The 21,209-nt window shown below is 55.8% G+C and carries 18 protein-coding genes and 1 pseudogene; 9 read left to right on the forward strand and 10 right to left on the reverse strand.

Translation table 11 applies throughout. The features are described from left to right. Nucleotides 1–42 precede the first annotated feature (42 nt). Nucleotides 43–771, forward strand: a complete 729-nt coding sequence (locus ACZ1HJ_RS00540; protein ID WP_472720423.1) for an alpha/beta fold hydrolase — start codon at nucleotides 43–45, stop codon at nucleotides 769–771. 51 nt (nucleotides 772–822) lie between these two features. On the opposite strand, the gene ACZ1HJ_RS00545 is transcribed toward ACZ1HJ_RS00540, so the two are convergent. Continuing rightward, complete coding sequence (locus ACZ1HJ_RS00545; RefSeq protein WP_472720424.1) at nucleotides 823–1,230, reverse strand: WYL domain-containing protein; 408 nt, start codon at nucleotides 1,228–1,230, stop codon at nucleotides 823–825. A 209-nt stretch (nucleotides 1,231–1,439) separates the two neighbouring features. Then, the gene (locus ACZ1HJ_RS00550) at nucleotides 1,440–2,384 is read right to left on the reverse strand and encodes a glutathione S-transferase family protein (RefSeq protein ID WP_472720425.1); all 945 of its coding nucleotides are present in this window, start codon (nucleotides 2,382–2,384) and stop codon (nucleotides 1,440–1,442) included. Nucleotides 2,385–2,732: 348 nt separating this feature from the next. Between ACZ1HJ_RS00550 and ACZ1HJ_RS00555 the strand changes: the two genes are divergently transcribed. After that, a complete protein-coding gene (locus ACZ1HJ_RS00555; RefSeq protein ID WP_472720426.1) occupies nucleotides 2,733–3,509 on the forward strand; it encodes a methyltransferase domain-containing protein in 777 nt (258 codons plus the stop codon). Nucleotides 3,510–3,710: 201 nt separating this feature from the next. Here ACZ1HJ_RS00555 and ACZ1HJ_RS00560 read toward each other — a convergent pair whose 3' ends face one another. From ACZ1HJ_RS00560 to ACZ1HJ_RS00570, 3 genes are all read right to left on the reverse strand, one after another. Continuing rightward, nucleotides 3,711–4,040 (reverse strand): hypothetical protein, encoded by a 330-nt coding sequence (locus tag ACZ1HJ_RS00560; protein WP_472720427.1) that lies wholly within the window; start codon nucleotides 4,038–4,040, stop codon nucleotides 3,711–3,713. Between the two features lie 392 nt (nucleotides 4,041–4,432). After that, nucleotides 4,433–5,065 (reverse strand): Hint domain-containing protein, encoded by a 633-nt coding sequence (locus ACZ1HJ_RS00565; RefSeq protein WP_472720428.1) that lies wholly within the window; start codon nucleotides 5,063–5,065, stop codon nucleotides 4,433–4,435. A gap of 254 nt (nucleotides 5,066–5,319) precedes the next feature. Next, on the reverse strand, nucleotides 5,320–5,994 hold the full coding sequence (locus tag ACZ1HJ_RS00570) for a sulfotransferase family 2 domain-containing protein (RefSeq protein ID WP_472720429.1): 675 nt from the start codon (nucleotides 5,992–5,994) through the stop codon (nucleotides 5,320–5,322). 95 nt (nucleotides 5,995–6,089) lie between these two features. Between ACZ1HJ_RS00570 and ACZ1HJ_RS00575 the strand changes: the two genes are divergently transcribed. From ACZ1HJ_RS00575 to ACZ1HJ_RS00585, 3 genes are all read left to right on the forward strand, one after another. Next, nucleotides 6,090–7,718: an AMP-binding protein gene (locus ACZ1HJ_RS00575; RefSeq protein ID WP_472720430.1), complete on the forward strand. Its 1,629-nt coding sequence runs from the start codon at nucleotides 6,090–6,092 to the stop codon at nucleotides 7,716–7,718. An 82-nt stretch (nucleotides 7,719–7,800) separates the two neighbouring features. Further along, nucleotides 7,801–8,523, forward strand: a complete 723-nt coding sequence (locus ACZ1HJ_RS00580) for a VPLPA-CTERM sorting domain-containing protein (RefSeq protein ID WP_472720431.1) — start codon at nucleotides 7,801–7,803, stop codon at nucleotides 8,521–8,523. A gap of 93 nt (nucleotides 8,524–8,616) precedes the next feature. Then, entirely contained in the window at nucleotides 8,617–9,642 is a 1,026-nt protein-coding gene (locus ACZ1HJ_RS00585) for a hypothetical protein (RefSeq protein ID WP_472720432.1), read from the forward strand. Between the two features lie 16 nt (nucleotides 9,643–9,658). Here ACZ1HJ_RS00585 and ACZ1HJ_RS00590 read toward each other — a convergent pair whose 3' ends face one another. Next, the gene (locus tag ACZ1HJ_RS00590) at nucleotides 9,659–10,759 is read right to left on the reverse strand and encodes an SPOR domain-containing protein (RefSeq protein ID WP_472720433.1); all 1,101 of its coding nucleotides are present in this window, start codon (nucleotides 10,757–10,759) and stop codon (nucleotides 9,659–9,661) included. 64 nt (nucleotides 10,760–10,823) lie between these two features. Next, a complete protein-coding gene (gene upp, locus ACZ1HJ_RS00595) occupies nucleotides 10,824–11,456 on the reverse strand; it encodes a uracil phosphoribosyltransferase (protein WP_472720434.1) in 633 nt (210 codons plus the stop codon). A gap of 250 nt (nucleotides 11,457–11,706) precedes the next feature. On the opposite strand from upp, the pseudogene ACZ1HJ_RS00600 reads away from it, so the two are divergent. Then, nucleotides 11,707–13,987 (forward strand): annotated as a pseudogene (locus tag ACZ1HJ_RS00600) (NADP-dependent malic enzyme). Nucleotides 13,988–14,184: 197 nt separating this feature from the next. After that, nucleotides 14,185–16,077 (forward strand): propionate-CoA ligase PrpE, encoded by a 1,893-nt coding sequence (prpE, locus tag ACZ1HJ_RS00605; RefSeq protein WP_472720435.1) that lies wholly within the window; start codon nucleotides 14,185–14,187, stop codon nucleotides 16,075–16,077. Nucleotides 16,078–16,483: 406 nt separating this feature from the next. Here the strand turns inward: prpE and ACZ1HJ_RS00610 are convergent, their stop codons facing one another. Then, nucleotides 16,484–17,245 (reverse strand): NAD kinase, encoded by a 762-nt coding sequence (locus ACZ1HJ_RS00610; RefSeq protein WP_472720436.1) that lies wholly within the window; start codon nucleotides 17,243–17,245, stop codon nucleotides 16,484–16,486. Nucleotides 17,246–17,419: 174 nt separating this feature from the next. Between ACZ1HJ_RS00610 and glyA the strand changes: the two genes are divergently transcribed. After that, a complete protein-coding gene (gene glyA, locus ACZ1HJ_RS00615) occupies nucleotides 17,420–18,703 on the forward strand; it encodes a serine hydroxymethyltransferase (protein ID WP_472720437.1) in 1,284 nt (427 codons plus the stop codon). A gap of 79 nt (nucleotides 18,704–18,782) precedes the next feature. Here the strand turns inward: glyA and ACZ1HJ_RS00620 are convergent, their stop codons facing one another. Next, on the reverse strand, nucleotides 18,783–19,157 hold the full coding sequence (locus ACZ1HJ_RS00620) for a hypothetical protein (RefSeq protein ID WP_472720438.1): 375 nt from the start codon (nucleotides 19,155–19,157) through the stop codon (nucleotides 18,783–18,785). A 90-nt stretch (nucleotides 19,158–19,247) separates the two neighbouring features. On the opposite strand from ACZ1HJ_RS00620, the gene ACZ1HJ_RS00625 reads away from it, so the two are divergent. After that, nucleotides 19,248–20,006, forward strand: a complete 759-nt coding sequence (locus tag ACZ1HJ_RS00625) for an alpha/beta fold hydrolase (protein WP_472722252.1) — start codon at nucleotides 19,248–19,250, stop codon at nucleotides 20,004–20,006. Nucleotides 20,007–20,900: 894 nt separating this feature from the next. On the opposite strand, the gene ACZ1HJ_RS00630 is transcribed toward ACZ1HJ_RS00625, so the two are convergent. Continuing rightward, entirely contained in the window at nucleotides 20,901–21,077 is a 177-nt protein-coding gene (locus ACZ1HJ_RS00630; RefSeq protein ID WP_472720439.1) for a hypothetical protein, read from the reverse strand. Nucleotides 21,078–21,209 lie beyond the last annotated feature (132 nt).

The following is a 21,209-nucleotide window of genomic DNA, read 5'->3' on the forward strand; positions in this document are numbered from 1 at the left end:
AATGTGTGTTCACGTCATAGGCCAATGCGAAGGAAAGACATTATGAAACTGTTTATCCACGGGGTTCCGGACACGGGGTACATGTGGAACCCGCTCATCAAAGCTCTTGAATTGACAGAAAGCGACTACCTGGCACCGACGCTTCCCTGCTTTGATGGGGCGACACCAACCGGGTTCACCGCGACCAAAGAGGCCTATGTCGCATGGGTGAGCGAGACATTGGAAAAAGCTGCGTCTGCGCATGGGCCGATTGACATCGTTGGTCACGATTGGGGCGCGCCCCTTTGCGCCATGGCCGCGCACATGCACCCGGAATTGATCCGGACCTGGACCGTTGTGAACGCTGTACCGGAACCCAGTTACAAGTGGCATGCCCTGGCACGGAAATGGCAAACCCCCATCGTGGGCGAGCTTTTCATGGCACTTGGCAACACAAAGGCTTTCCATCAGCAACTCATCGCTGCGGGCATGCCGGAGGCGATTGCCGATCACGAAGCGCCGCGTATCGACCGCCACATGAAACGCGCCATTCTCAAACTCTACCGATCCGCGAAAAACCCTGCCGAATGGTCGTTAGACTTTTCGGGCATCGCTGATCGCGGACTGGTTATGTGGGGTGCAGATGATCCGTTTGTACCGATCAAATACGCAAAGACGTTTTGTGAGCGCTGGAACATCCCTTTGGCCATCGAAGAACGCGTTGGTCATTGGGGTATCTGCGAACGCCCGGATGCTTTCGCGGCACACCTACAAAATCATTGGAACCTTTAGCCCAATGCTTCTACAACGCTTGGCGTTGTTTGAACCAAGACCAGAAGGGCTCTATTCGCAAATGTTCTCCTTGATGAAGCAATTTGAACCGATGCAGCCATCCCATCCTTCACGTTTGATGGACTGAGATTTCTCACTGAATGCACCTTCAACAAGCTGCACCGACTTAATCTTGTCAAATCTGAAAATCCGTTCGGAAGCGTAATCCCGTCCCTTGGTGCAACCGCGATTTTGCCAGCCGTGCATGTACAAATTGCCGTTGTTGCCAATCGCAACTTGATGAACATCCACAATGCGGGGAAGACATCCTTTGCTGACGTCTTTGTCGTAAACGATCTCTACAACCCGGTTTGTCTTTGCCGCCTCGCAGAGCACCGCTTCGTGTTCCGACTGCGCTTGGGCAGATGAAGAAATGGCCAAAGTGACAGCCAAACCTATGTTTGCGCGGCTTAAATTCATTATTTGGTTCCTTAGGCTGTCTAGATTTTGCCCAATCCTAGGTCTTATGCATGTCTTAGTCCCGCACAAAACGCAGCCATTTTGGTGAACGAAATGCTGCAGCCTAATCGAAGGTCTGCACTGGAGATGCTGGAAACCGGTATGTCACGTTGGCGAATGTCGGCAAAGGGCAGGTCTTGATTGTGGTTGCAACCGCGCAAACGCAATTTTCAATTGTGCGCGATACGATAACCGGCCCGCGGGAAATGCACACAAACCGTTCCCACTGTCTCAGTTGTGCGTTCAATCCCGATGGTTTCCGCATCCGCATAACGAACATTACCATCGACTGGTTGCTCGCCGCCGTCGAGGTCAGGGCTGACCATCACTGAACTTCCGATTTCCAGACCTTGCGGATCATTCGGTGCTACACCGGTTTCGGAGGCAGGCATCAGGCTATTCGCGCGTGCAATGGCGTCTTCCGGGCTCATGTCGCTTGGCGTTCCATGGCCAATTGCACGCACATTGTCTTCCCAACGAACAAGATCGGGAAACTCGGACAACATTGCTGGTCCGCCAACCCATCGCCCACGGATGAACCAAACGATATGGTAAATCTGCGCATCGATTGCTGCAGGGTCAGAGCCGAGCAAATAGCGCCGCCCATCACTTAACTGAGCATTCAGCCAAGAAAGCGGTGCCCGCATTTGCGCCACAAGGTGGGGAAGCTGGTCGTTGGCGCGTTTGAGCCCTTCCGCCCAATTCTCGCCGAGATACAAACGGCCCCGGTCTTCTGCGAAGTCGCCCGGTAGATCGTCGCCCGCCGACCCGAGGACAAGCTTTACGGCGAGGGTGAAGAATTCACCATCTGTCCATCGACTTAGGCACCACATCAATCCAGCCTCGGCTGTCGGCATGTAGGATGGGGAAGGGTAGCGGCGCTCAAGCTCGCGAATGATGCATTGGCTGTCGCAGTAGATATCAGCACCGATTTGCATGACGGGTGTGCGTCGGTATCCGCCTGTAAGCGCGGTGAGCATCGGTTTTGGTGGCAGGCGTGGTATTTCGACATCGCGCCACGAAAGACCTTTCACGCCAAACGCAATACGCACTTTTTCTGCGACTGGTGATTGCGGATAGTTGTGAAAGACTATCTCCGTAGCTGATTTAGACATATTGCCTCTTTCATGTTTCCACTGATCTGCAGCACTACCGTACCGATCAGACCCATGGAACCCCAGTGGTATTGAATGCCCATTTTTCCACGTTGCGGCCGCAACTTCTTCGAGCTGCTGTGTCGCGAACAAAGGTCCGGTTTCGGGAAATCGGAAAGTCGTAAAATGGATAGCCGGACGGCGGCTATGTACCGCTCGTATCGCTCGGTGACGCAAAGATTGAGAAGATGCTACACCGGCCCCGATGACTGCTTCGCGCCCAAACTGACCGATCCTGCGAAGCGCTTGAGCGTCGACTAACGGCGATCAACGATGTCATATTTGCCGTATGCACATTAAGAGTTGGTCATGCTTAAGTTTGATGAAGAAACGACAAAGCTGCTCGAAATTGCCTACCAGGGCGGTGATGTAACACGGCGAAGACGCAAGGCACTCGATGCTCTCCACCTTGCCGAAGGCGACACAGTCATCGATATCGGCTGTGGAAATGGGTTGCTGACAGAAGAAATTGCACTTGCTATCGGAAAGACCGGGCGAGTCATCGGGGTTGATCCTAGTGAAGATATGCGTGCTCCGGCTTCAGCGCGCTGTGCTGCCTTTCCGTCCGCACAAATCATGGACGGATTAGCGGACCAGCTTCCGTTGCGAGATGGTGAAGCCGACAAGGCAGTGGCAGTGCAGGTACTTGAGTACCTTTCGGATATTCCGTCAGCTATTCGCGAAGCCCACCGCGTTTTGCGCGTTGGCGGCAGGTTCGTTGCCGTGGACACGGGTTGCAAGACACTGGACTGGTTCTCCGAAGACACAGACCGAATGCAACGTGTTCAAGCAGCATGGGATCACCACTACACTGAGGCTCGTGTGGCTGCACTTTGGCCCAGCCTGACACAGGATGCCGGTTTTGCCGCGGTAGAAGTCGAACCGTTTACTTTTTGTGATGTGACTTTGCGGCGCGATGGCATCGCTTTTATGTTAATGCATCTGATGTCGCGTTATGCGGCTGAAAACGGCCATATGCCTGAGGCAGAGACAACTGCTTGGTTTGACGAACAGGTGGACCTCGCAGAAAAGGGCCGCTTTTTCTTTTCTCTCACGTACTATCGATTGAGCGCAATTAAGGCGTAAGCCGTGAGCGACTTCGTTACTATTCAAAGTCTTGCATGCGGTATCAAAGCGGCCATTGGCGCCGACGCCGCGAATGCTCATTAAGTTCGCTGAGCCGCTATACAGCCATGGAATGACCGAAAGTTTGCTTCAGATGACCGTATTGAGCCCGTTGCAGTCATTGGTATGGCCCCCCTTTTTTAACTTGTAAAACCACCATTTTTATCCATCGTGTAGATCTGCTGAGAGTTGGCAGAAATAGTCTTTTATAGGCGCACCTTCGACACCAAGAATTTTGCTAATCCCAAATGCACGCCACATAAATTCTGCACTCAAGAAAACAACTAAGCACATTGGCAGAAAAAGCAGCAGCCATAGAGGAAGCGTCAAAAAAATTAGAATGTCTGGATCCAGCGGAAGTATTGTCTTGAGTAATTCAAAAATAATTCCAACAACAGCCATGGCTGAAAACAAGAGGAATATACCTAGCAGCGAAGTAAGTAGTGACCGTTTACCATAAAATTTTAGATACCTTTTTACGATCCTTTTCATTAATTTACCCTGCATTCTTCCAAGACTATCGACCTGAACGTTCCTGGCAAAAGTGCTGGTAGCGCGGTTTGTTGCTAGCCGCAAACGCATACTCACAACAATCTGGCAGTGACGGTACCATGAACGATTCCAGACATACGCCACGTAAAGATGCATCGTAACTCGGTCATCAGCGCAAGCGTAACGAAATTACCCTTTGACCGCTGAACAGACACACAATCTAAAACCTCGAAGCAACGCCAGATTTCACGCTTGAGGCGGTTGATTTGCGCTCAAAGCCAGCGCTTCCAAGTCCGGCCGCGCGTTCTAGGTTTTGTCGATCACAAAATAAAAACCGCGCGGCCTCCATGCATAGGCCACGCGGTTTAAGTATGCCGCCTCTTCTCTGCCCGTCAGGCGGCAACCATGCCCTCACAAATCGACATGTCGCATACGGCAGCGGTGGCCGCCTGTATTTCCTTGGCAAACACGCGCGCCTCCACCAGGGGACGCACGACATAACTTGACTGCTCGACGGTCTCGAACGCGTGATCCAGAAGATCGCGGGCGGAGGGGCAGAAGAACAGCGCACCGCTGTTGCCAAACACCACCTGATCGCTCTCGAAGTGGATGACCAGAACCTCAAAACTTGGATTTGGCTCGACCCGGCGAATGCCGTTGACGCCGTCCAATGCAACAGCCGGGATGAGCGTGAACGGATCACCATAAGCCGCCTCAGCCGCATCGCTTTCGATCATCACGCTTTGGTTTGGCAGAACCGTCATCTCGTCGCGATTACCCAGAGCACCAACCGGCACATGCAGCGGCCAGAAGCGTTCCGGGCAGGGACCATCGCTGCTCCAGAGTTGTAAACGTGTGATTTTGCTGATGGGTTGCATGCCTGCGTCAAACGTCAGGACCTTGTCACCTTCGGTCAGCGCGCCAACCTTGCGCCATCCCATCGAGGACGCCACTTTGGTGTTCAACGAGAGGCCCGTCATGACCCCTGTGGCGCCGCCGTCATAGGCTCCTGTTGTTTCTGTCATCCGGCGGGTTTTCCCGTCTCTGGTGTTTGACCAACCTAGCATTTCTTGCATCCCCTCGCGGTGTTCCGGTGGCAGCCGGGCAGTGTGGCATTAACCAGTTTAGTTTGAGAGTTTCTTTTGCCCGCTCTTGGGCCGAACCGGGGCAGAAATAAGGCAATGTCGCCTCATTGTGGTCAATCAAACGCCGCGATCCATGATTGTTCACGTTTCGGGTGAAGTTATTCCGGTATTTAGGAGAATCTCACCCAAGCGCTCTATCCGAATCGGTAGCCAAACCGCCCGATATCTGCCGCAGAAATGTCCGCAACAAGCGCACGATCCGCTTCCGTGTAATAGTCTTGGTACGCCGCCCGCCTTCTGGATGGGTTGAGCATGGGCAGGTCTATCTCAAACCCGAGGTGATCAAAAAACGGTGCCGCGTCGGTTCCAAAATGCTCCAACCGCACATAGGCGTTACAATATTCAACACCATCTGCGGCCGTCATGTAATGTCCGTAGGGTTGCGCCCTGAGGGCTTCTTTGATCGGCGTTGCATTAATGAACCCGCTGAAGTCGCGCGATTTCGCCACCTCTACAGCCGGGTGATCAAAGCTCTGATCCTGCAGCCAGTGATAATAGCTGACCAACCGATCCCAGGGATTACGAACCAGGGTGATCGTGAAACTGCGTTTGATCTGATCAAGCGATACAGCCCCATTGATATCGGCAAGCGTTGAATGCTTCCACAACCGACCCGTCGCTTGCATTGCGGACACACGCGCGCGACGTCGCACCGCCTTGGGCGTATCGCCAATCAGGATATCATCCTTCTTGGCGCGATCCTCCAATGCCAGCGCCAAAGACGTCCCGCCGGTTTTCGGGATATGGACGAAGATATAGCCGCGGCCGGGTGAAATGATCATGACCCGCAGGCTAAGTCGGCGCTGCATCGAATTCAATTGTCTGACATTTAAAAATTGATCACGGGCGCATTTTCAATATCCTCACCCAAATCGCCACGGCTGGCAGAATCAGGGAGACGCCAATGGGTTGGATGAAAGACGAAACCGGGCTGGAAAAGAATGCGGCTAATTTCGTACCGTTAACACCGTTGTCTCACCTGCGCCGCGCCGCAAAACTCTTTCCGCAATATGACGCGGTTATCTATGGCGACACGCGTGCCACCTATGCCGAATATTATGAACGCTGTTCGCGATTGGCCTCGGGCCTTGCCAAATTAGGTGTGACACCCGGCGATGTTGTGGCATCGGTCATTCCAAACGTACCGGCGCAGGCCGAGGCGCATTTTGGCGTGCCTGCCTGTGGTGCCGTTCTGAATACCATCAACACGCGCCTTGAGGCCAATACGGTCGGCTACATCTTCGATCATGGCGAGGCCAGAGTCGTAATGGTCGATACGCAGTTTCTACCAATGGTTCTGGAGGCGATTGATCATATGACGGGCCCTGCCCCGCTGATCATCGAAGTTCCCGATCCCCAGGCCGGTATGCCCGCCAGCGGCAACCACCAAACCTATGAAGATCTTTTGGCATCCGGCGACCCGGCATACGATTGGATCATGCCAGAGGATGAGTGGGAAAGCATTTCGCTGAATTACACCTCCGGTACAACGGGCAGACCCAAAGGCGTGGTTTGCCATCACCGGGGCGCGTATCTGATGACCATGGGCACCGCTCTGTCGTGGGAAATGACGTTACATCCGCGCTACCTGACCATCGTGCCGCTTTTTCATTGCAACGGCTGGAACCATACATGGATGATGCCACTGCTTGGCGGAACACTGATTTGTCTGCGCGATGTGACGGCCAAGGGAATTTATGATGCGATCGCAGATCAAGGTGTGTCGCATTTTGGTGGCGCCCCGATCGTTTTGAACATGATCGTCAATGCAGATGACGCGGACCGGCGCGACTTTGATCACGTGGTGAAGGTGTTCACCGCTGGTGCCCCGCCGCCCGCGGCAACGCTGAGCAAGATCGAACCTCTGGGGTTTGAAGTTACCCAGGTCTATGGCCTGACCGAAACCTATGGCCATGTCACGGAATGTTTGTGGCACAGCGAATGGGACGACAAACCACAAGAAGAGCGTTATGCGATCAAAGCGCGCACTGGCGTGTTGATGCCCATGACCGAGGACATCACCTCGATGGATGCGGACACGATGACGCAAATCCCGATGGACAATGAAACCCAGGGCGAGATCATGATCCGGGGCAACACCGTCATGAAGGGGTATCTGAAAAACCCCGAAGCGACGGCCGAGGCGTTTGCCGGGGGCTATTTCCATTCCGGCGATATTGCGGTGCAATTGCCCGACGGATACCTCAAGATTGCGGATCGCGCCAAGGACATCATCATCTCCGGTGGTGAGAACATTTCATCGGTCGAGGTGGAGGGCGTCTTGATGGCCCACCCAGACGTTTTGCTCTGCGCCGTGGTGGCTAAACCTGACGAAAAGTGGGGGGAAGTGCCCTGTGCCTTTGTGGAGTTGAAACCGGATGCCACGGCGGATGAAGCCGCATTGATTGCGTTTTGCCGCGAACACCTCGCCGGGTTCAAATCCCCCAAAACCGTCGTCTTTCAGGAATTGCCCAAAACCTCGACCGGCAAGATTCAGAAGTTCGAATTGCGGAAAGTCGCTCAAAACCTTTAGCAGAACGGCGCATTCCGACGACACCCTTGACCGGTTCCGGGAAACCCAACCAAATGGTGCTCCTGGACAGGAGGGTTTGCGCATGAAACTGCTTTTCTCGATTTTGGGGATCACGTCATTGGCCCCGGCGATTGCCTCGGCCGTGGTGATTGACACGTTCGATACAGACCAAAAGGCACGGTCCATTCCCGACCCTATGGGCGGGCTAAGTGACTTCGTGGAGTTAGCGGACCCGCTGGTTCTCACCGGATACCGCGATGTCGAAGCGGCCAATTTTGATTCCGTTGTCGACGGCACAACCGCCAGAACAACGGCAGGCATTTTCAACGTGTCTCATGCCATCGGCGACGCGGGCGGTCTGGGTGCGCTTTCATATGACGGGAATGACGACACGCCCGACCTCGATCTCACGGGCCTCGACTCTTTTGACCTGACCGAAGGCGCCAATAGCGGCTTTTCCTTTGATATCGTCTTCAACGACCTGTCTTGGGACTACGCAATTCAGGTGGCAGATCAGGAGAATACCGAAACGGTCGGCGGCACGATTGACGGGCTCAACAACGGCGGCATCGCTACAGAAACCCTCTTTTTCGACGCCTTCACCGCCATTGACTTCAGCCAGATCCGTGCCATCCGCCTTGCCTTCATCGGCGACGAGAATTCGGAACTCCTGATTGATAATTTCCAAACCTTCGGGGATGGCGAGCCAATCGCACCGGTCCCCCTGCCGGCGTCGGGTCTTTTGATGCTCGGCGGCATTCTGGCCCTTTGCGCGGGCCGTCTGCGGTCACGGCACTTCATCTAGGTCAAAAACTCAAAGACCCTCCACCGCAATTGCCCCGCTTGCCCCGGGCATGCTACGCTTGCACGCAACGAGGCGGAGCAGGCCCACACGGAAATGACAGCACTTGAAGAATATCAACGGCTTGAGGCGTCGGGCCTGTGGCGTGCCACACCTGATGCGCAACGGGTTGATGTGATTGTTGCCATCGGGGATGCGACCTTGATGATCACAGATTTGCGCGAAACGCCCCTGGCCCATTGGTCCATCCCGGCGATTGAACGCGCGAACCCTGGCCAGCACCCGGCGATCTACCACCCTGACGGGGATCCCGGCGAAACGCTGGAACTCTCTGAAAATGAAGCCGAAATGATTGCGGCCATCGAAAAGCTCCGCGTTGCGGTCGAACGCAAACGCCCCCATCCCGGACGCCTCCGCATGATCATGTTCCTTGCCTCCATGGCGACAGTCGCGGCCTTGCTGGTGTTTTGGCTGCCGGGTGCCATGCGCGCGCATGCCGTGTCGGTCGTGCCGGATGTCAAACGCGCCGAAATTGGCCAATCGCTTCTGTCTATGATGCAGCGTATCACCGGCCCAGCCTGTCGTGATACTGAAGGGATGCACGCGCTGTCCAAGCTGGCCACGCGCTTGCCGTCGCCCAACGGGCCCGGTCAAATCATGGTGGTTCGCAGCGGCGTCACTGATGCCAGCCACGTGCCGGGTGGCACCATTCTGATCAACCGCGCCCTTGTGGAAGACCACGAAGAACCCGACGTCTTGGCAGGCTTTATCGTGGCCGAAAGGTTGCGTGCCGAACTTGAGGATCCATTGGATAAGCTGCTGGAATATAACGGCTTATGGGCCAGCTTCCGCCTCTTGACCACCGGGGAATTGAAACCAGAAATGCTGCAACGATATGCCCAGCACCTTCTGACCGGACCACGCGAGCAATTGGAAGACACGGCCTTGTTGCCCGGATTTCGCGCGTGGTCGGTGCGCTCGACGCCTTACGCTTATGCCATCGACATTTCGGGCGAAACGACCCTGGGCCTGATCGAAGCGGATCCCTATGCCGAGATCGAACCGGAACCGGTGTTGAACGACGCAAATTGGGTGCGCCTGCAGGGGATTTGCGGCGGCTAGTGCGTTTGCCGGGGGTTTACTTGCGCAATGTCGGGTTTTGATATCCAGCGGACCGGACGGAACGGACCGCCCGATCAAGCTGCGCCTGCGTGCCAAACGGCCCCGCCAGAACCGACAGGTACGTTTTGCCCTTGTACCGAACCTTACCCATCCGCGTAGGCAGCCCCGTTGCAGCAATCCGCTTGGCAGCTGCGCGCGCCTTGGCATCTGTGGAAAAGAGGCCGGCCTGCACATACCGATGGCTTGCCTTCAGCTTGGGTGACTTGACCTGCGCAGACCGCGTCGACAACGTAACAGAGCCGCTGGTTGATGTCGACGTAACATACTGGCCTGAAACATTTTTCACCGTCGGCGCAGTTGTTCTTCGCGTGATCAGTTTGCGTGGCAGTGTCTTCGTCCACACCTGATCCATCTGGGCTTTGCCCGACAAGGTCTGGTGCGCGCGTTTCGTATTCAACCTGTCATCGTCCCACGCCGGTTTGTACCCTTCGGGCACACGGATCCCCGGCACGCTGACCAACTGGCTTTCATACACATGGCGCGGCGCAACACGCGCCTCCCCTTGGCGCGATCTGCTGTGCGACGCAGTGCGACCCCGGTTGTCATGCGTGTTTGCAAACGCCCGTGAGCCGGATTGTGGACCACATCGTACGTTTTCTCCCACATTCCCCACATACCGCTGCGATACGGCATTCCCACCGCGGCAGGCGTATTGCGGATCGACCGCAGCGGGCTGCGGCGCCGTCCTTACGGCAGGTTTCGCCGCGGCCTTCCGGGGTTTCTTCGCGGGCTTCGGCGCGGTCACAACAATCGTTGCCGCAGGCGCGGTGGCCTTCGGGGCGGCCGGAGCCGCTGGCGCAGCCGCTTTGGCAAAGGTCGGTTGGAACCCACAGATCACCGTTCGACTGCGAGTCACACGCGGCACCCACGTGACATTGCCGTCGATTCCCGCCCGGATGAAGACACATCCCTTGCTGTCCACATATTGCCGCCCCTGGTAGGAGGCTGGCGGAAATTCAGCAGGAACAATGCCTTGCGACACCGATTGTGCAGAGACACCTGTCAGGTTGAAAGTTGCAGCGATGGCAGCCGCCGCAAACATACGCAATTTGCTCATTTTACCCCCAGAACAATTGGGGGAAGAGTGCCCGATTTTCCCTGTTTAGTAAACAGTAGATAGCTTATTTAGTACCGAACATCCGATCACCCGCATCACCTAGTCCTGGCAGGATGTAACCCACATCATTCAATCGATCATCAAGTGCGGCGGTCACAATGGGCACGTCCGGGTGCGCATCTTTCATCCGCGCCACCCCTTCAGGGGCCGCCAAAAGGCACAGGAAGCGGATGTCCTTGGCGCCGGCGTCTTTCAGCAAATCGATCGCAGCGGCCGATGAGTTACCTGTGGCCAACATGGGGTCAACGACAATCACCAAACGCTCTGACAGATTGTCCGGCACTTTGAAGTAGTATTGTACAGGCTTCAGTGTCTCTTCATCGCGGTAAAGACCGACGAACCCGACACGCGCTGATGGGATCAATTCCAACATCCCATCCAACAAGCCATTGCCCGCGCGCAGGATTGAAATCAGCGCCAATTTCCGTCCCGCCAATGCCGGGGCATCCATTTCCTGCAGCGGAGTTTCGATCACCCGGGTGGTCATCGGCAATTTGTCCGTCACCTCATAGGCCAGCAATTGGCTGATTTCCCGCAGAAGCTGACGGAACACAGCCGTGGAAGTGTCCTTTTCGCGCATCAATGTGAGTTTGTGTTGAATCAGCGGGTGGTCCACCACGCGTAAATGCTGGGTCATGTCCTCTCCTGTGCTTCGGGCGCGATTGCGTTCCATCGTCATTCCAGAATCCGGCGGCAAGGGCAATGCTCAAGTCGGGAGACCTTTCGCCGTCAATCTCGTTCCAGTTAACCTTCTGTTGATCTTTCAATGCAATTCGAGATTGCGTCCACACGTCACTGCGGGCAAGCTGGTTGAAAGCCAAGTGATACGCAAACCAGGTGGCGATAAAAAATAGTTTAATACTAAACTAAATAAATGGGAGAGTGATATGGACGACAGCCAAAAGGAAAATTTACGTCAGGCGGCCTTGCAATATCACGAGTTTCCCAAACCCGGAAAACTGGAAATTCGCGCAACAAAACCTCTGGCAAACGGGCGCGATCTGGCGCGCGCCTATTCGCCCGGCGTGGCGGAGGCCTGCCTTGAGATCAAGGAAAACCCGGCCGACGCGAGCAAATACACGGCGCGTGGCAATCTGGTCGCTGTTGTCACCAACGGGACGGCGGTTCTGGGGCTTGGCAACATCGGCGCGTTGGCCAGCAAACCCGTGATGGAAGGCAAAGCCGTCCTGTTCAAGAAATTCGCCAACATCGACTGTTTCGACATCGAGGTTGACGAATCCGATCCTGAAAAACTGGCCGATATCGTCTGTTCTTTGGGGCCTACTTTTGGCGCGATCAACCTCGAAGACATCAAGGCTCCAGATTGCTTCATCGTTGAAAAACTATGTCGCGAGCGGATGAACATCCCGGTATTTCATGATGATCAGCACGGGACCGCAATTGTTGTCGGCGCGGCTGCCTACAACGCGCTGCACGTGGCTGGCAAGAAATTTGAAGACATCAAGATTGCCTCAACCGGCGGCGGGGCGGCGGGCATTGCCTGCCTCAACATGCTGTTGAAGTTGGGGGTGAAACGGGAAAACATCTGGCTCTGCGATATCCACGGACTGGTCTACAAAGGCCGGACCGAGGATATGAACCCGCAAAAGGAAGCGTTTGCACAAGACTCGGACCTGCGCACACTGGATGACGTGATCGAGGGCGCGGATCTCTTCCTCGGCCTCTCCGGCCCGAACGTCCTCAAGCCTGAAATGGTGGCGAAAATGGTTGATCACCCGATCATCTTCGCCCTGGCCAATCCCAATCCGGAAATCATGCCCGAAGAGGCGCGCAAAATAGCGCCCGATGCCATCATCGCAACCGGCCGCAGTGATTTTCCCAATCAAGTTAATAACGTACTATGCTTCCCCTTCATTTTCCGCGGGGCATTGGATGTGGGTGCCACGACAATAAATGACGAAATGCAGGTGGCCTGTGTCGAAGGTATTGCCGCGCTGGCCCGCGCCACCACCAGCGCCGAAGCCGCAGCCGCCTACAAGGGCGAGCAGCTGACATTTGGCGCAGATTATCTGATCCCCAAACCCTTTGATCCGCGTCTGTCCGGCATTGTTTCAACCGCCGTGGCCCGGGCGGCCATGGAAACCGGTGTTGCCACCCGTCCGGTCGAAGATCTGGAGGCGTACAAAGACAAGCTCGACGCCTCAGTCTACAAGTCCGCCCTCTTCATGCGCCCGGTCTTCGAAGCTGCGGCACAGGAAACCAGACGGATTGTGTTTGCCGAAGGCGAAGACGAGCGGGTGTTGCGCGCCGCGCAGGCCATTTTGGAAGAAACCAATGAGCAGCCGATCCTGATCGGCCGGCCCGCCGTCATCGATCAACGGTGCGAAAGGCTCGGCCTGAACATTCGACCAGAACGCGACTTCAGGCTGGTCAACCCGGAGGACGACCCCCGCTATCGGGATTATTGGGGCAGCTATCATGAAATCATGAAACGCCGGGGCGTCACCCCTGATCTTGCGCGCGCCGTGATGCGCACCAATTCAACTGCGATTGGGGCCGTGATGGTACACCGTGAGGAGGCCGACAGCATGATCTGCGGCACCTTTGGTGAATATCGTTGGCACCTGAACTACGTGACACAAGTTCTGGGCAACGACGGGTGCAAACCGCAGGGCGCGTTGTCAATGATGATCCTCGAAGACGGCCCATTGTTCATTGCCGATACCCATGTCCGCACGTTTCCAAGTCCTGAATACCTGACCGATGTGGCAATCGGTGCCGCGCGTCACGTACGGCGGTTTGGTGTCGAGCCCAAAATTGCCTTCTGCTCGCAATCCCAGTTTGGCAACCAGGGCGAGGATCTCGGGCAAAAGGTTGCGCGCTACGCTGGCTTTGCTCGACAGCGAGCCGCGCGATTTCAGCTATGAGGGGGAGATGAATGTCGACACCGCCTTGGATCCTGAATTGCGCGCACGCCTGTTGCCGGACAACCGCATGGAAGGGTCCGCAAACGTGCTGATCTTCTCGAATGCGGATGCCGCGTCGGGGGTGCGCAACATTCTCAAGATGAAGGGGGGCGGCTTGGAGGTTGGCCCCATTCTGATGGGCATGGGCAACAGGGCGCATATCGTGACCCCCTCCATTTCAGCGCGTGGATTGCTCAACATGGCGGCCATCGCGGGGACACCGGTGGAAAATTACGGCTAAAACAGATGTCGTCGGTCGAAACGGCCAATTGCGCACCCAATTGCCGGCACGTCCGACCCAAATCCCGGAAAAATTTTCGATAATGACGCCCGAACACTTGGAATTCCGAGCCAACGCCATGTTGGCAGCTAAAACCAGCTTGTCGGGGTAACCGCCAATCTCGTAAAAGCAGTCCGGGGAATGTGGAGGACTGCACCATGGCTTACAAAGACGTTTATGAGGGCTGGCAAAAAGACCCGGAGGGGTTTTGGATGCAGGCGGCTGAAGCCATTGATTGGGAAAAAGCACCAACAAAGGCGCTTTTTGATGAAAACGCTCCGCTTTACGAATGGTTCAGCGATGGCATGGTCAACACCTGCTACAACGCGGTCGACCGCCATGTGGAGGCGGGCAAGGGTGATCAAACGGCGATCATCTACGACAGTCCGATCACCGGCAAAAAGGACGCTGTGAGCTACGGCGAGTTGCAATCGCGCGTCGCCTCGCTGGCCGGAGCCCTGCGCGCCAAAGGCGTCGATAAAGGGGATCGCGTCATCATCTACATGCCCATGGTCCCGCAGGCGATTGAAGCGATGCTGGCCTGTTCCCGTCTGGGCGCGGTGCACTCGGTCGTGTTTGGGGGATTTGCGGCCAACGAACTTGCCGTGCGGATCGACGATGCACAGCCCAAGGCCATCATTGCAGCCTCCTGCGGGCTCGAGCCCGGCCGCGTCGTGGACTACAAGCCGCTTCTGGACGGGGCGATTGATCTGGCCGCGCACAAACCCGAATTTTGCATCATTCTGCAACGCGAAGAACACCCCGCCGCCCTGACCGAGGGGCGCGACCATGACTGGTACGCCGTGCAACAGGGCGTGACACCCGCCGAATGTGTCCCGGTTGAGGGCAATCATCCGGTCTATATCCTTTATACGTCCGGCACTACAGGCGCGCCCAAAGGCGTTGTGCGGCCCACCGGCGGGCATCTGGTTGCGCTGAACTGGACGATGAAGAACATCTACAACGTCGATCCCGGTGATGTGTTCTGGGCTGCCTCGGATGTGGGGTGGGTCGTGGGCCACAGCTATATTTGTTACGCGCCCTTGATCCATGGCAACACCACGGTTGTCTTTGAAGGCAAGCCCGTTGGCACACCGGACGCAGGCACATTCTGGCGGGTCATCAGCGAACACAACGTCCGCTGCCTTTTCACGGCGCCAACGGCCTTCCGGGCCATCAAGCGTGATGATCCCAGGGGCGAGTTGATCAAGGATTACGACGTCAGCTGCCTGCGCGCGTTGTACCTTGCGGGCGAGCGTGCTGATCCGGATACGATCGAATGGGCGCAGGATGTGATGAAGGTCCCTGTCTACGACCATTGGTGGCAGACAGAAACCGGATACACGATCGTGGGCAACCCCGCGGGGATCGAAGCATTGCCCGTCAAAATTGGCTCTCCCACCGTGCCGATGCCCGGATACGACGTCCAGATTCTGGATGACGCAGGTCATCCGATGGCACCCAACGAACTGGGTGCGATTGCCATCAAGCTGCCCCTGCCCCCCGGTACCTTGCCTACACTTTGGAACGCAGAAGAGCGGTACCTGAAATCGTACCTCAATACCTTCCCCGGCTATTACGAAACCGGCGACGCGGGCATGATCGATGAAGATGGATATCTCTACATCATGGCGCGCACGGATGATGTGATCAACGTGGCCGGGCACCGGTTGTCCACGGGAGGCATGGAGGAAGTTCTGGCCGCGCATCCGGAGGTTGCCGAATGCGCCGTCATCGGCGTCAGCGATCAGCTCAAGGGCCAATTGCCCGTAGGCTTTTTGTGCCTCAACAAAGGCTCAGCCAGCAGTGATGCGGACGTGGCCAAGGAATGTGTAAAGCTCGTCCGTGACAAGATCGGACCGGTTGCCGCTTTCAAACTGGCCGTAGTGGTAGATCGGTTGCCCAAAACGCGGTCGGGCAAAATCCTGCGCGGCACGATGGTCAGCATTGCCGATGGTAAAGATTACAAAATGCCCGCCACCATAGACGATCCTGTGATCCTTGATGAAATCAAAGAGGCGCTACAGGGTATCGGCTACGCGAAAGTCTGAAAAAGAAAAGTCCCCCGCGCCAGCAACGCGGGGGAACTGCCCGATGTACAAGTTACACACGCGACTACTGCGTGAAAAGGTCGTGCACCCCATGCAGGATTACCTGAGACAAACTTGCCGAACGCTGTAAAAACTCAAACACCAAACCATGGCTGCCGTCTGCTTCAGAAGGTACGACCGAACTGATCAAAATCAGAACCGATAACGACACGGCCTTTATATTGTTGTTCCGGCGCATTAACCCCACCCAGTTATTGATTCGTAGTCTTATACTCACAACTCATCGGGTGGCGAATATTTGCCACATTTTACCCAAGTCAGGCAATAACAATCGCATGTTATCAGATAACAATAGCGTAACAGTCTGTTTCAGAATGATTCTTTAGAATGCAAGTTTTTTCTTTATTTACACAAACTGTTCTCGAATCAAACGTTCTTCCAGCCCATGTCCCGGGTCAAACAGGATGCGATGCGCAATACTGGGCTCTGATTTGATCTCGACCCACAAAACATCACGCACGGACTGATTGTTGGCATCCGCCATAACAGGGCGTTTCTTCGGGTTGATGACATCAAAACGTACCGTCGCTGTTTTGGGTAACAAGGCACCCCGCCATCGGCGCGGTCGAAACGCGGCAACGGCCGTGAGCGCCAAAACATCCGATCCAATGGGCAATATTGGGCCATGGGCGCTGTAGTTATACGCGGTGGATCCGGCGGGTGTTGCGACCAATGCACCGTCACAGACCAGTTCTTCCATCCGCGGATGCCCATCAATTGTGATCTTCAGCTTGGCCGCCTGCGGCCCGCCACGCAGCAAAGACACTTCGTTAATTCCAAGCGCATGATGCATCTGTCCGTTGACGCATTCAGCCGTCATCGACAGCGGGTTGATCACTTCTTCCGCCGCTGCGGCCAGGCGCGCGGGCAAATCATCGCGGCTGTATTCATTCATCAGGAAACCAACGGTGCCCCTGTTCATCCCGTAGACCGGAACATCCAGGCCCTGTGTCCGGTGCAGGGTCTGCAGCATCAGGCCATCCCCGCCCAAAGCCACGATCACATCGGCCTCTTGCTCGGGCACATTGCCATATCGTTTGGTCAGGCGCGCGAGGGATTTTTGCGCCGAGCTCACGTCGCTGGCGACAAAGGCTATCTTGCTGGCCATATCGGGAGATCCTGTTTCCTAAGCGCGTTCATTGGCTATGATCGAACCACAAGTTGACCCGCTGCACCAGTGGTGACGGTCCTGCCGGGGTAATTGTCGCTTTATAGGCTTACACATCCCGCATGTTTCCTATAGGAAATCCCGCAAACATAACCGATTTTGGAGAAATGCATCATGTCTGATTCTGGTTTTTTCACCGAATCCCTCGCCTCGCGAGATCCCGAACTCTACGCTTCCGTCACGGACGAACTCGGCCGTCAACGTGACGAAATCGAACTGATTGCCAGTGAAAACATCGTCTCAGCCGCGGTCATGGAAGCGCAAGGCAGCGTGATGACCAACAAATATGCCGAAGGCTATCCGGGCCGTCGCTATTATGGCGGGTGCCAGTTTGTTGATGTGGCTGAAAACCTGGCGATCGAACGCGCCAAACAGCTTTTCAGCTGCGGCTTTGCCAATGTGCAGCCAAATTCGGGATCACAGGCTAACCAAGGCGTGTTTCAGGCGTTGCTGCAGCCCGGCGACACCATTCTGGGCATGAGCCTTGACGCGGGTGGCCACCTGACCCACGGCGCGGCTCCAAACCAATCGGGCAAGTGGTTCAACGCCATTCAATACGGTGTGCGCAAACAGGACAATCTGCTGGACTATGATCAGGTGCAGGCACTGGCGACAGAGCATAAACCAAAAATGATCATTGCAGGCGGGTCCGCCATTCCGCGTCAGATCGATTTCGCCAAAATGCGCGAGATTGCTGACAGTGTTGGTGCCTACCTGCACGTGGACATGGCCCACTTTGCCGGTCTGGTCGCCGCGGGCGAGCACCCCTCACCTTTCCCTCACGCCCATGTGGCCACGACAACCACGCATAAAACCCTGCGCGGCCCCCGAGGCGGCATGATCCTGACCAATGACGAAGCGCTGGCCAAGAAGTTCAACTCGGCCATCTTCCCCGGCATTCAGGGCGGACCGCTGATGCACGTGATTGCCGCCAAGGCCGTTGCCTTCGGCGAGGCGCTGCGTCCTGAATTTAAGTCCTACATGAAGTCTGTGATCAACAACGCCCAAGCGCTGTCGGATCAACTGATCAAGGGCGGCCTCGATACGGTCACCCACGGCACCGACACCCATGTGTTGCTGGTCGACTTGCGCCCCAAAGGCGTGAAAGGCAACGACACCGAAAAGGCCCTGGGCCGTGCTCATATCACCTGCAACAAAAACGGCGTGCCGTTTGACCCTGAAAAACCCACCGTAACATCGGGCATCCGTTTGGGCTCCCCCGCCGGCACAACCCGTGGCTTCGGCGAGGCTGAGTTCCGTCAGATCGCGGATTGGATCGTGGAAGTGGTTGACGGACTGGCCGCCAACGGCCCTGATAACAACGGCGCCGTCGAAGAGAAGGTCAAAGCCGAAGTGGCCGCCATGTGCGCACGCTTCCCGCTTTACCCCAATCACTGATCCTTTCCGGATACATAACTGCCCCGTGCAACCCGGTTGCGCGGGGTTTTTATATGCCTGATTGGTTTGATTTGTGCTGCTAGATCACATTCTGCCAATGCAGCAACGCCACGATCGCGCCGATCAAAACCAGTAGGTTAAAGACCAGCCCACCAACAACACCCAACACAATGCCTTTGCGCCTGTCCGCCGGATCGATCGTATCAAGATGTGCGCTGATATCCGCAAATGCCCTATCTACGGCCTTTGGGTCCTGTAGCCGTGCCAGTTTGGGATTGCTGGCGACGCGCTGTGCATCCGTGATGACCTTGCCCGATTTCTGAATGCGTTTGGGCAGGCGCCGCCCTGCACGCGCCAAGCGTTTAGACAAGTCGCGGCCGCGCACGCCAAGCTTGGCCTGCAACTGGTCTTCCAACGCCTCCGACCGGCGATTCAATTTCTCGATATCTGTCACGTGGCAGTCTCCCGGCGCATAACTTACTCCGAAGGATGCGCGGCCTCAATGGGGCTGGTTCTTGTCCCTGCGGGCCTGTATCAATCGCGCATGCTGAACATGATCACACATGGCGAAAAAACAGATCTGCCGGGTCTATTGATTGTGCACGGTCTTTATGGGTCGGGGCGCAATTGGGGCGTGATCGCCAAAAGGCTTTCAGACGCGCGTCAGGTGGTTACTGTCGACATGCGCAACCATGGCCATAGCGCATGGCAGGACACGCATAGCTATTCCGATCTGGCCGGAGATCTTGCCGAGGTTTTGACCCATCTGGGAGGATCGTGGGACGTGATGGGCCATTCCATGGGAGGCAAAGCATCAATGGTGCTGACCTTGGAGCAGCCTGAACTGGTTCAAAACCTGATCGTCGCTGATATCTCACCTGTCAGCTACACGCACACACAACTGCCGTACATCCACGCGATGAAGGCCGTTGACCTCAGTTCTATTGAACGGCGCTCTGATGTGACCGCTCTATTGGAGCCCCTGGTAGATGACCCGCAATTGGTGCCCTTCTTCCTGCAATCGCTGGATGTCAAAAACCGCCGCTGGCTGCTGAACCTCGACGTGCTGGAACGTGAAATGCCGCGGATCATGTCCTTTCCAAGGATCGAAAGTACGTTCAACGGCCGCACGCTTTTCCTGTCCGGCGCACTTTCGGACTATGTCACAACCGACCACCGGCCCGAAATCAAACGCCTCTTTCCCGAAGCGAAATTTGCAAAAATTCCGGGGGCCGAGCACTGGTTGCACGCCCAGAAACCACGTGAATTTGAAGCGGCGGTTCGCACATGGCTCACCGCCTAAGACCGCGCCCGGCAATGTGACGATCCCGCCACAAATTATGGCCTACACCGTCATATTGGGGAAAAACGTCACATCACCTCAACATATCGTTGATCTGAGACGCATCCGCGTGTAGGCAAAGCGCACAGGTGCATAGACGCGGTAGCATCAACTGACGGCGGGGTCCGGTTTGCCAATGGCAGGCGGGCCCCGTTTGCTTTGACGATAGAGTGTTGGGAAAAGCGCTTCGGAATCGGATAAGGCGCCAGGTGCTCAGACGCGGTCTTTGCATTGTGGCCGAAACCACACCCTGACGCCCAACCGAACATGCCAGCCCCGAAAGGCGACATACCCGTGGTGCAATGACCCCGAAGGATCATCACTGCCTCACCATGCCCGAAGGTACGGTTCGGCGTGCGTCACAATGCCCGAAGGCGTCGATCAGCGTGCGCAAGCCCAGTGAGACCAAACCGGATTTCAGTTTCCGAAGACGCTGAAAACACAACTCGATGCCGCTTGAACTTTGACGATTGGCCGATAATCCGAAGACCCGTATCCGACCGTCAAAACCCCGAGGGGCTCTTGCGTACCGCTCTGGTTTATAAAAACCGTTGCGATGTCTTGATGGTTGTCGAGCTTTGGATATCACGCAAGCAAAAATGCGCCCCAAGATGAAATTTCTTGGGGATAAGTTCTTGGATTAATTGGGGAAATCCCTGTGGATAACCCCAAATTCCCGCATGTTTTGGCGCAGTTACGTGAGTGGTGGAAAGCGCTTTGCGGGAAATCTATGAACCGCCTGTTTTCGTTCCAGTCTGGACGGGAACCGCGTCTCACAGCTGCGCCCAATCCGACTCAGGGACCGGGCAGAGGCGTGATTCAGCGTCGCGATCTCGCGCGATCCAGGTGTTCGTTTCAGGAACTCTGCAGCTGGTAGACGATGCGTTCGCGCATCTGCACGACTTTGGCATCATCCGGATGAGCCGCCATCTTGGGCGTTGCTATTCCCGGATTTGCGGGTTGGCGGCGCTCCAGCACTTTGAGCGCGACCAGGCGTCGCTCACGCGCGACGTTTACATAATTAACATTCATACTCTTTAACTGTCCCATACCAGTATTTTTACAGCCCTGTCATTTTGTGTCGAAAATGGGGCAATTTGAATAGATTTGTTAGAAACTATTTGTTTCCTGATGGGAATGAATATTGACTGAAAATTCGTATTT

Source organism: Roseovarius sp. JB2-10, from assembly GCF_055693585.1.

Bases quoted from the DNA above. Each gene is read 5' to 3' on its own strand.
- ACZ1HJ_RS00540 (WP_472720423.1), top strand. From the start codon at position 43: ATGAAACTGTTTATCCACGGGGTTCCGGACACGGGGTACATGTGGAAC.
- ACZ1HJ_RS00545 (WP_472720424.1), bottom strand. From the start codon at position 1,230: ATGAATTTAAGCCGCGCAAACATAGGTTTGGCTGTCACTTTGGCCATT.
- ACZ1HJ_RS00550 (WP_472720425.1), bottom strand. From the start codon at position 2,384: ATGTCTAAATCAGCTACGGAGATAGTCTTTCACAACTATCCGCAATCA.
- ACZ1HJ_RS00555 (WP_472720426.1), top strand. From the start codon at position 2,733: ATGCTTAAGTTTGATGAAGAAACGACAAAGCTGCTCGAAATTGCCTAC.
- ACZ1HJ_RS00560 (WP_472720427.1), bottom strand. From the start codon at position 4,040: ATGAAAAGGATCGTAAAAAGGTATCTAAAATTTTATGGTAAACGGTCA.
- ACZ1HJ_RS00565 (WP_472720428.1), bottom strand. From the start codon at position 5,065: ATGACAGAAACAACAGGAGCCTATGACGGCGGCGCCACAGGGGTCATG.
- ACZ1HJ_RS00570 (WP_472720429.1), bottom strand. From the start codon at position 5,994: ATGCAGCGCCGACTTAGCCTGCGGGTCATGATCATTTCACCCGGCCGC.
- ACZ1HJ_RS00575 (WP_472720430.1), top strand. From the start codon at position 6,090: ATGGGTTGGATGAAAGACGAAACCGGGCTGGAAAAGAATGCGGCTAAT.
- ACZ1HJ_RS00580 (WP_472720431.1), top strand. From the start codon at position 7,801: ATGAAACTGCTTTTCTCGATTTTGGGGATCACGTCATTGGCCCCGGCG.
- ACZ1HJ_RS00585 (WP_472720432.1), top strand. From the start codon at position 8,617: ATGACAGCACTTGAAGAATATCAACGGCTTGAGGCGTCGGGCCTGTGG.
- ACZ1HJ_RS00590 (WP_472720433.1), bottom strand. From the start codon at position 10,759: ATGAGCAAATTGCGTATGTTTGCGGCGGCTGCCATCGCTGCAACTTTC.
- upp (WP_472720434.1), bottom strand. From the start codon at position 11,456: ATGACCCAGCATTTACGCGTGGTGGACCACCCGCTGATTCAACACAAA.
- prpE (WP_472720435.1), top strand. From the start codon at position 14,185: ATGGCTTACAAAGACGTTTATGAGGGCTGGCAAAAAGACCCGGAGGGG.
- ACZ1HJ_RS00610 (WP_472720436.1), bottom strand. From the start codon at position 17,245: ATGGCCAGCAAGATAGCCTTTGTCGCCAGCGACGTGAGCTCGGCGCAA.
- glyA (WP_472720437.1), top strand. From the start codon at position 17,420: ATGTCTGATTCTGGTTTTTTCACCGAATCCCTCGCCTCGCGAGATCCC.
- ACZ1HJ_RS00625 (WP_472722252.1), top strand. From the start codon at position 19,248: ATGCTGAACATGATCACACATGGCGAAAAAACAGATCTGCCGGGTCTA.
- ACZ1HJ_RS00630 (WP_472720439.1), bottom strand. From the start codon at position 21,077: ATGAATGTTAATTATGTAAACGTCGCGCGTGAGCGACGCCTGGTCGCG.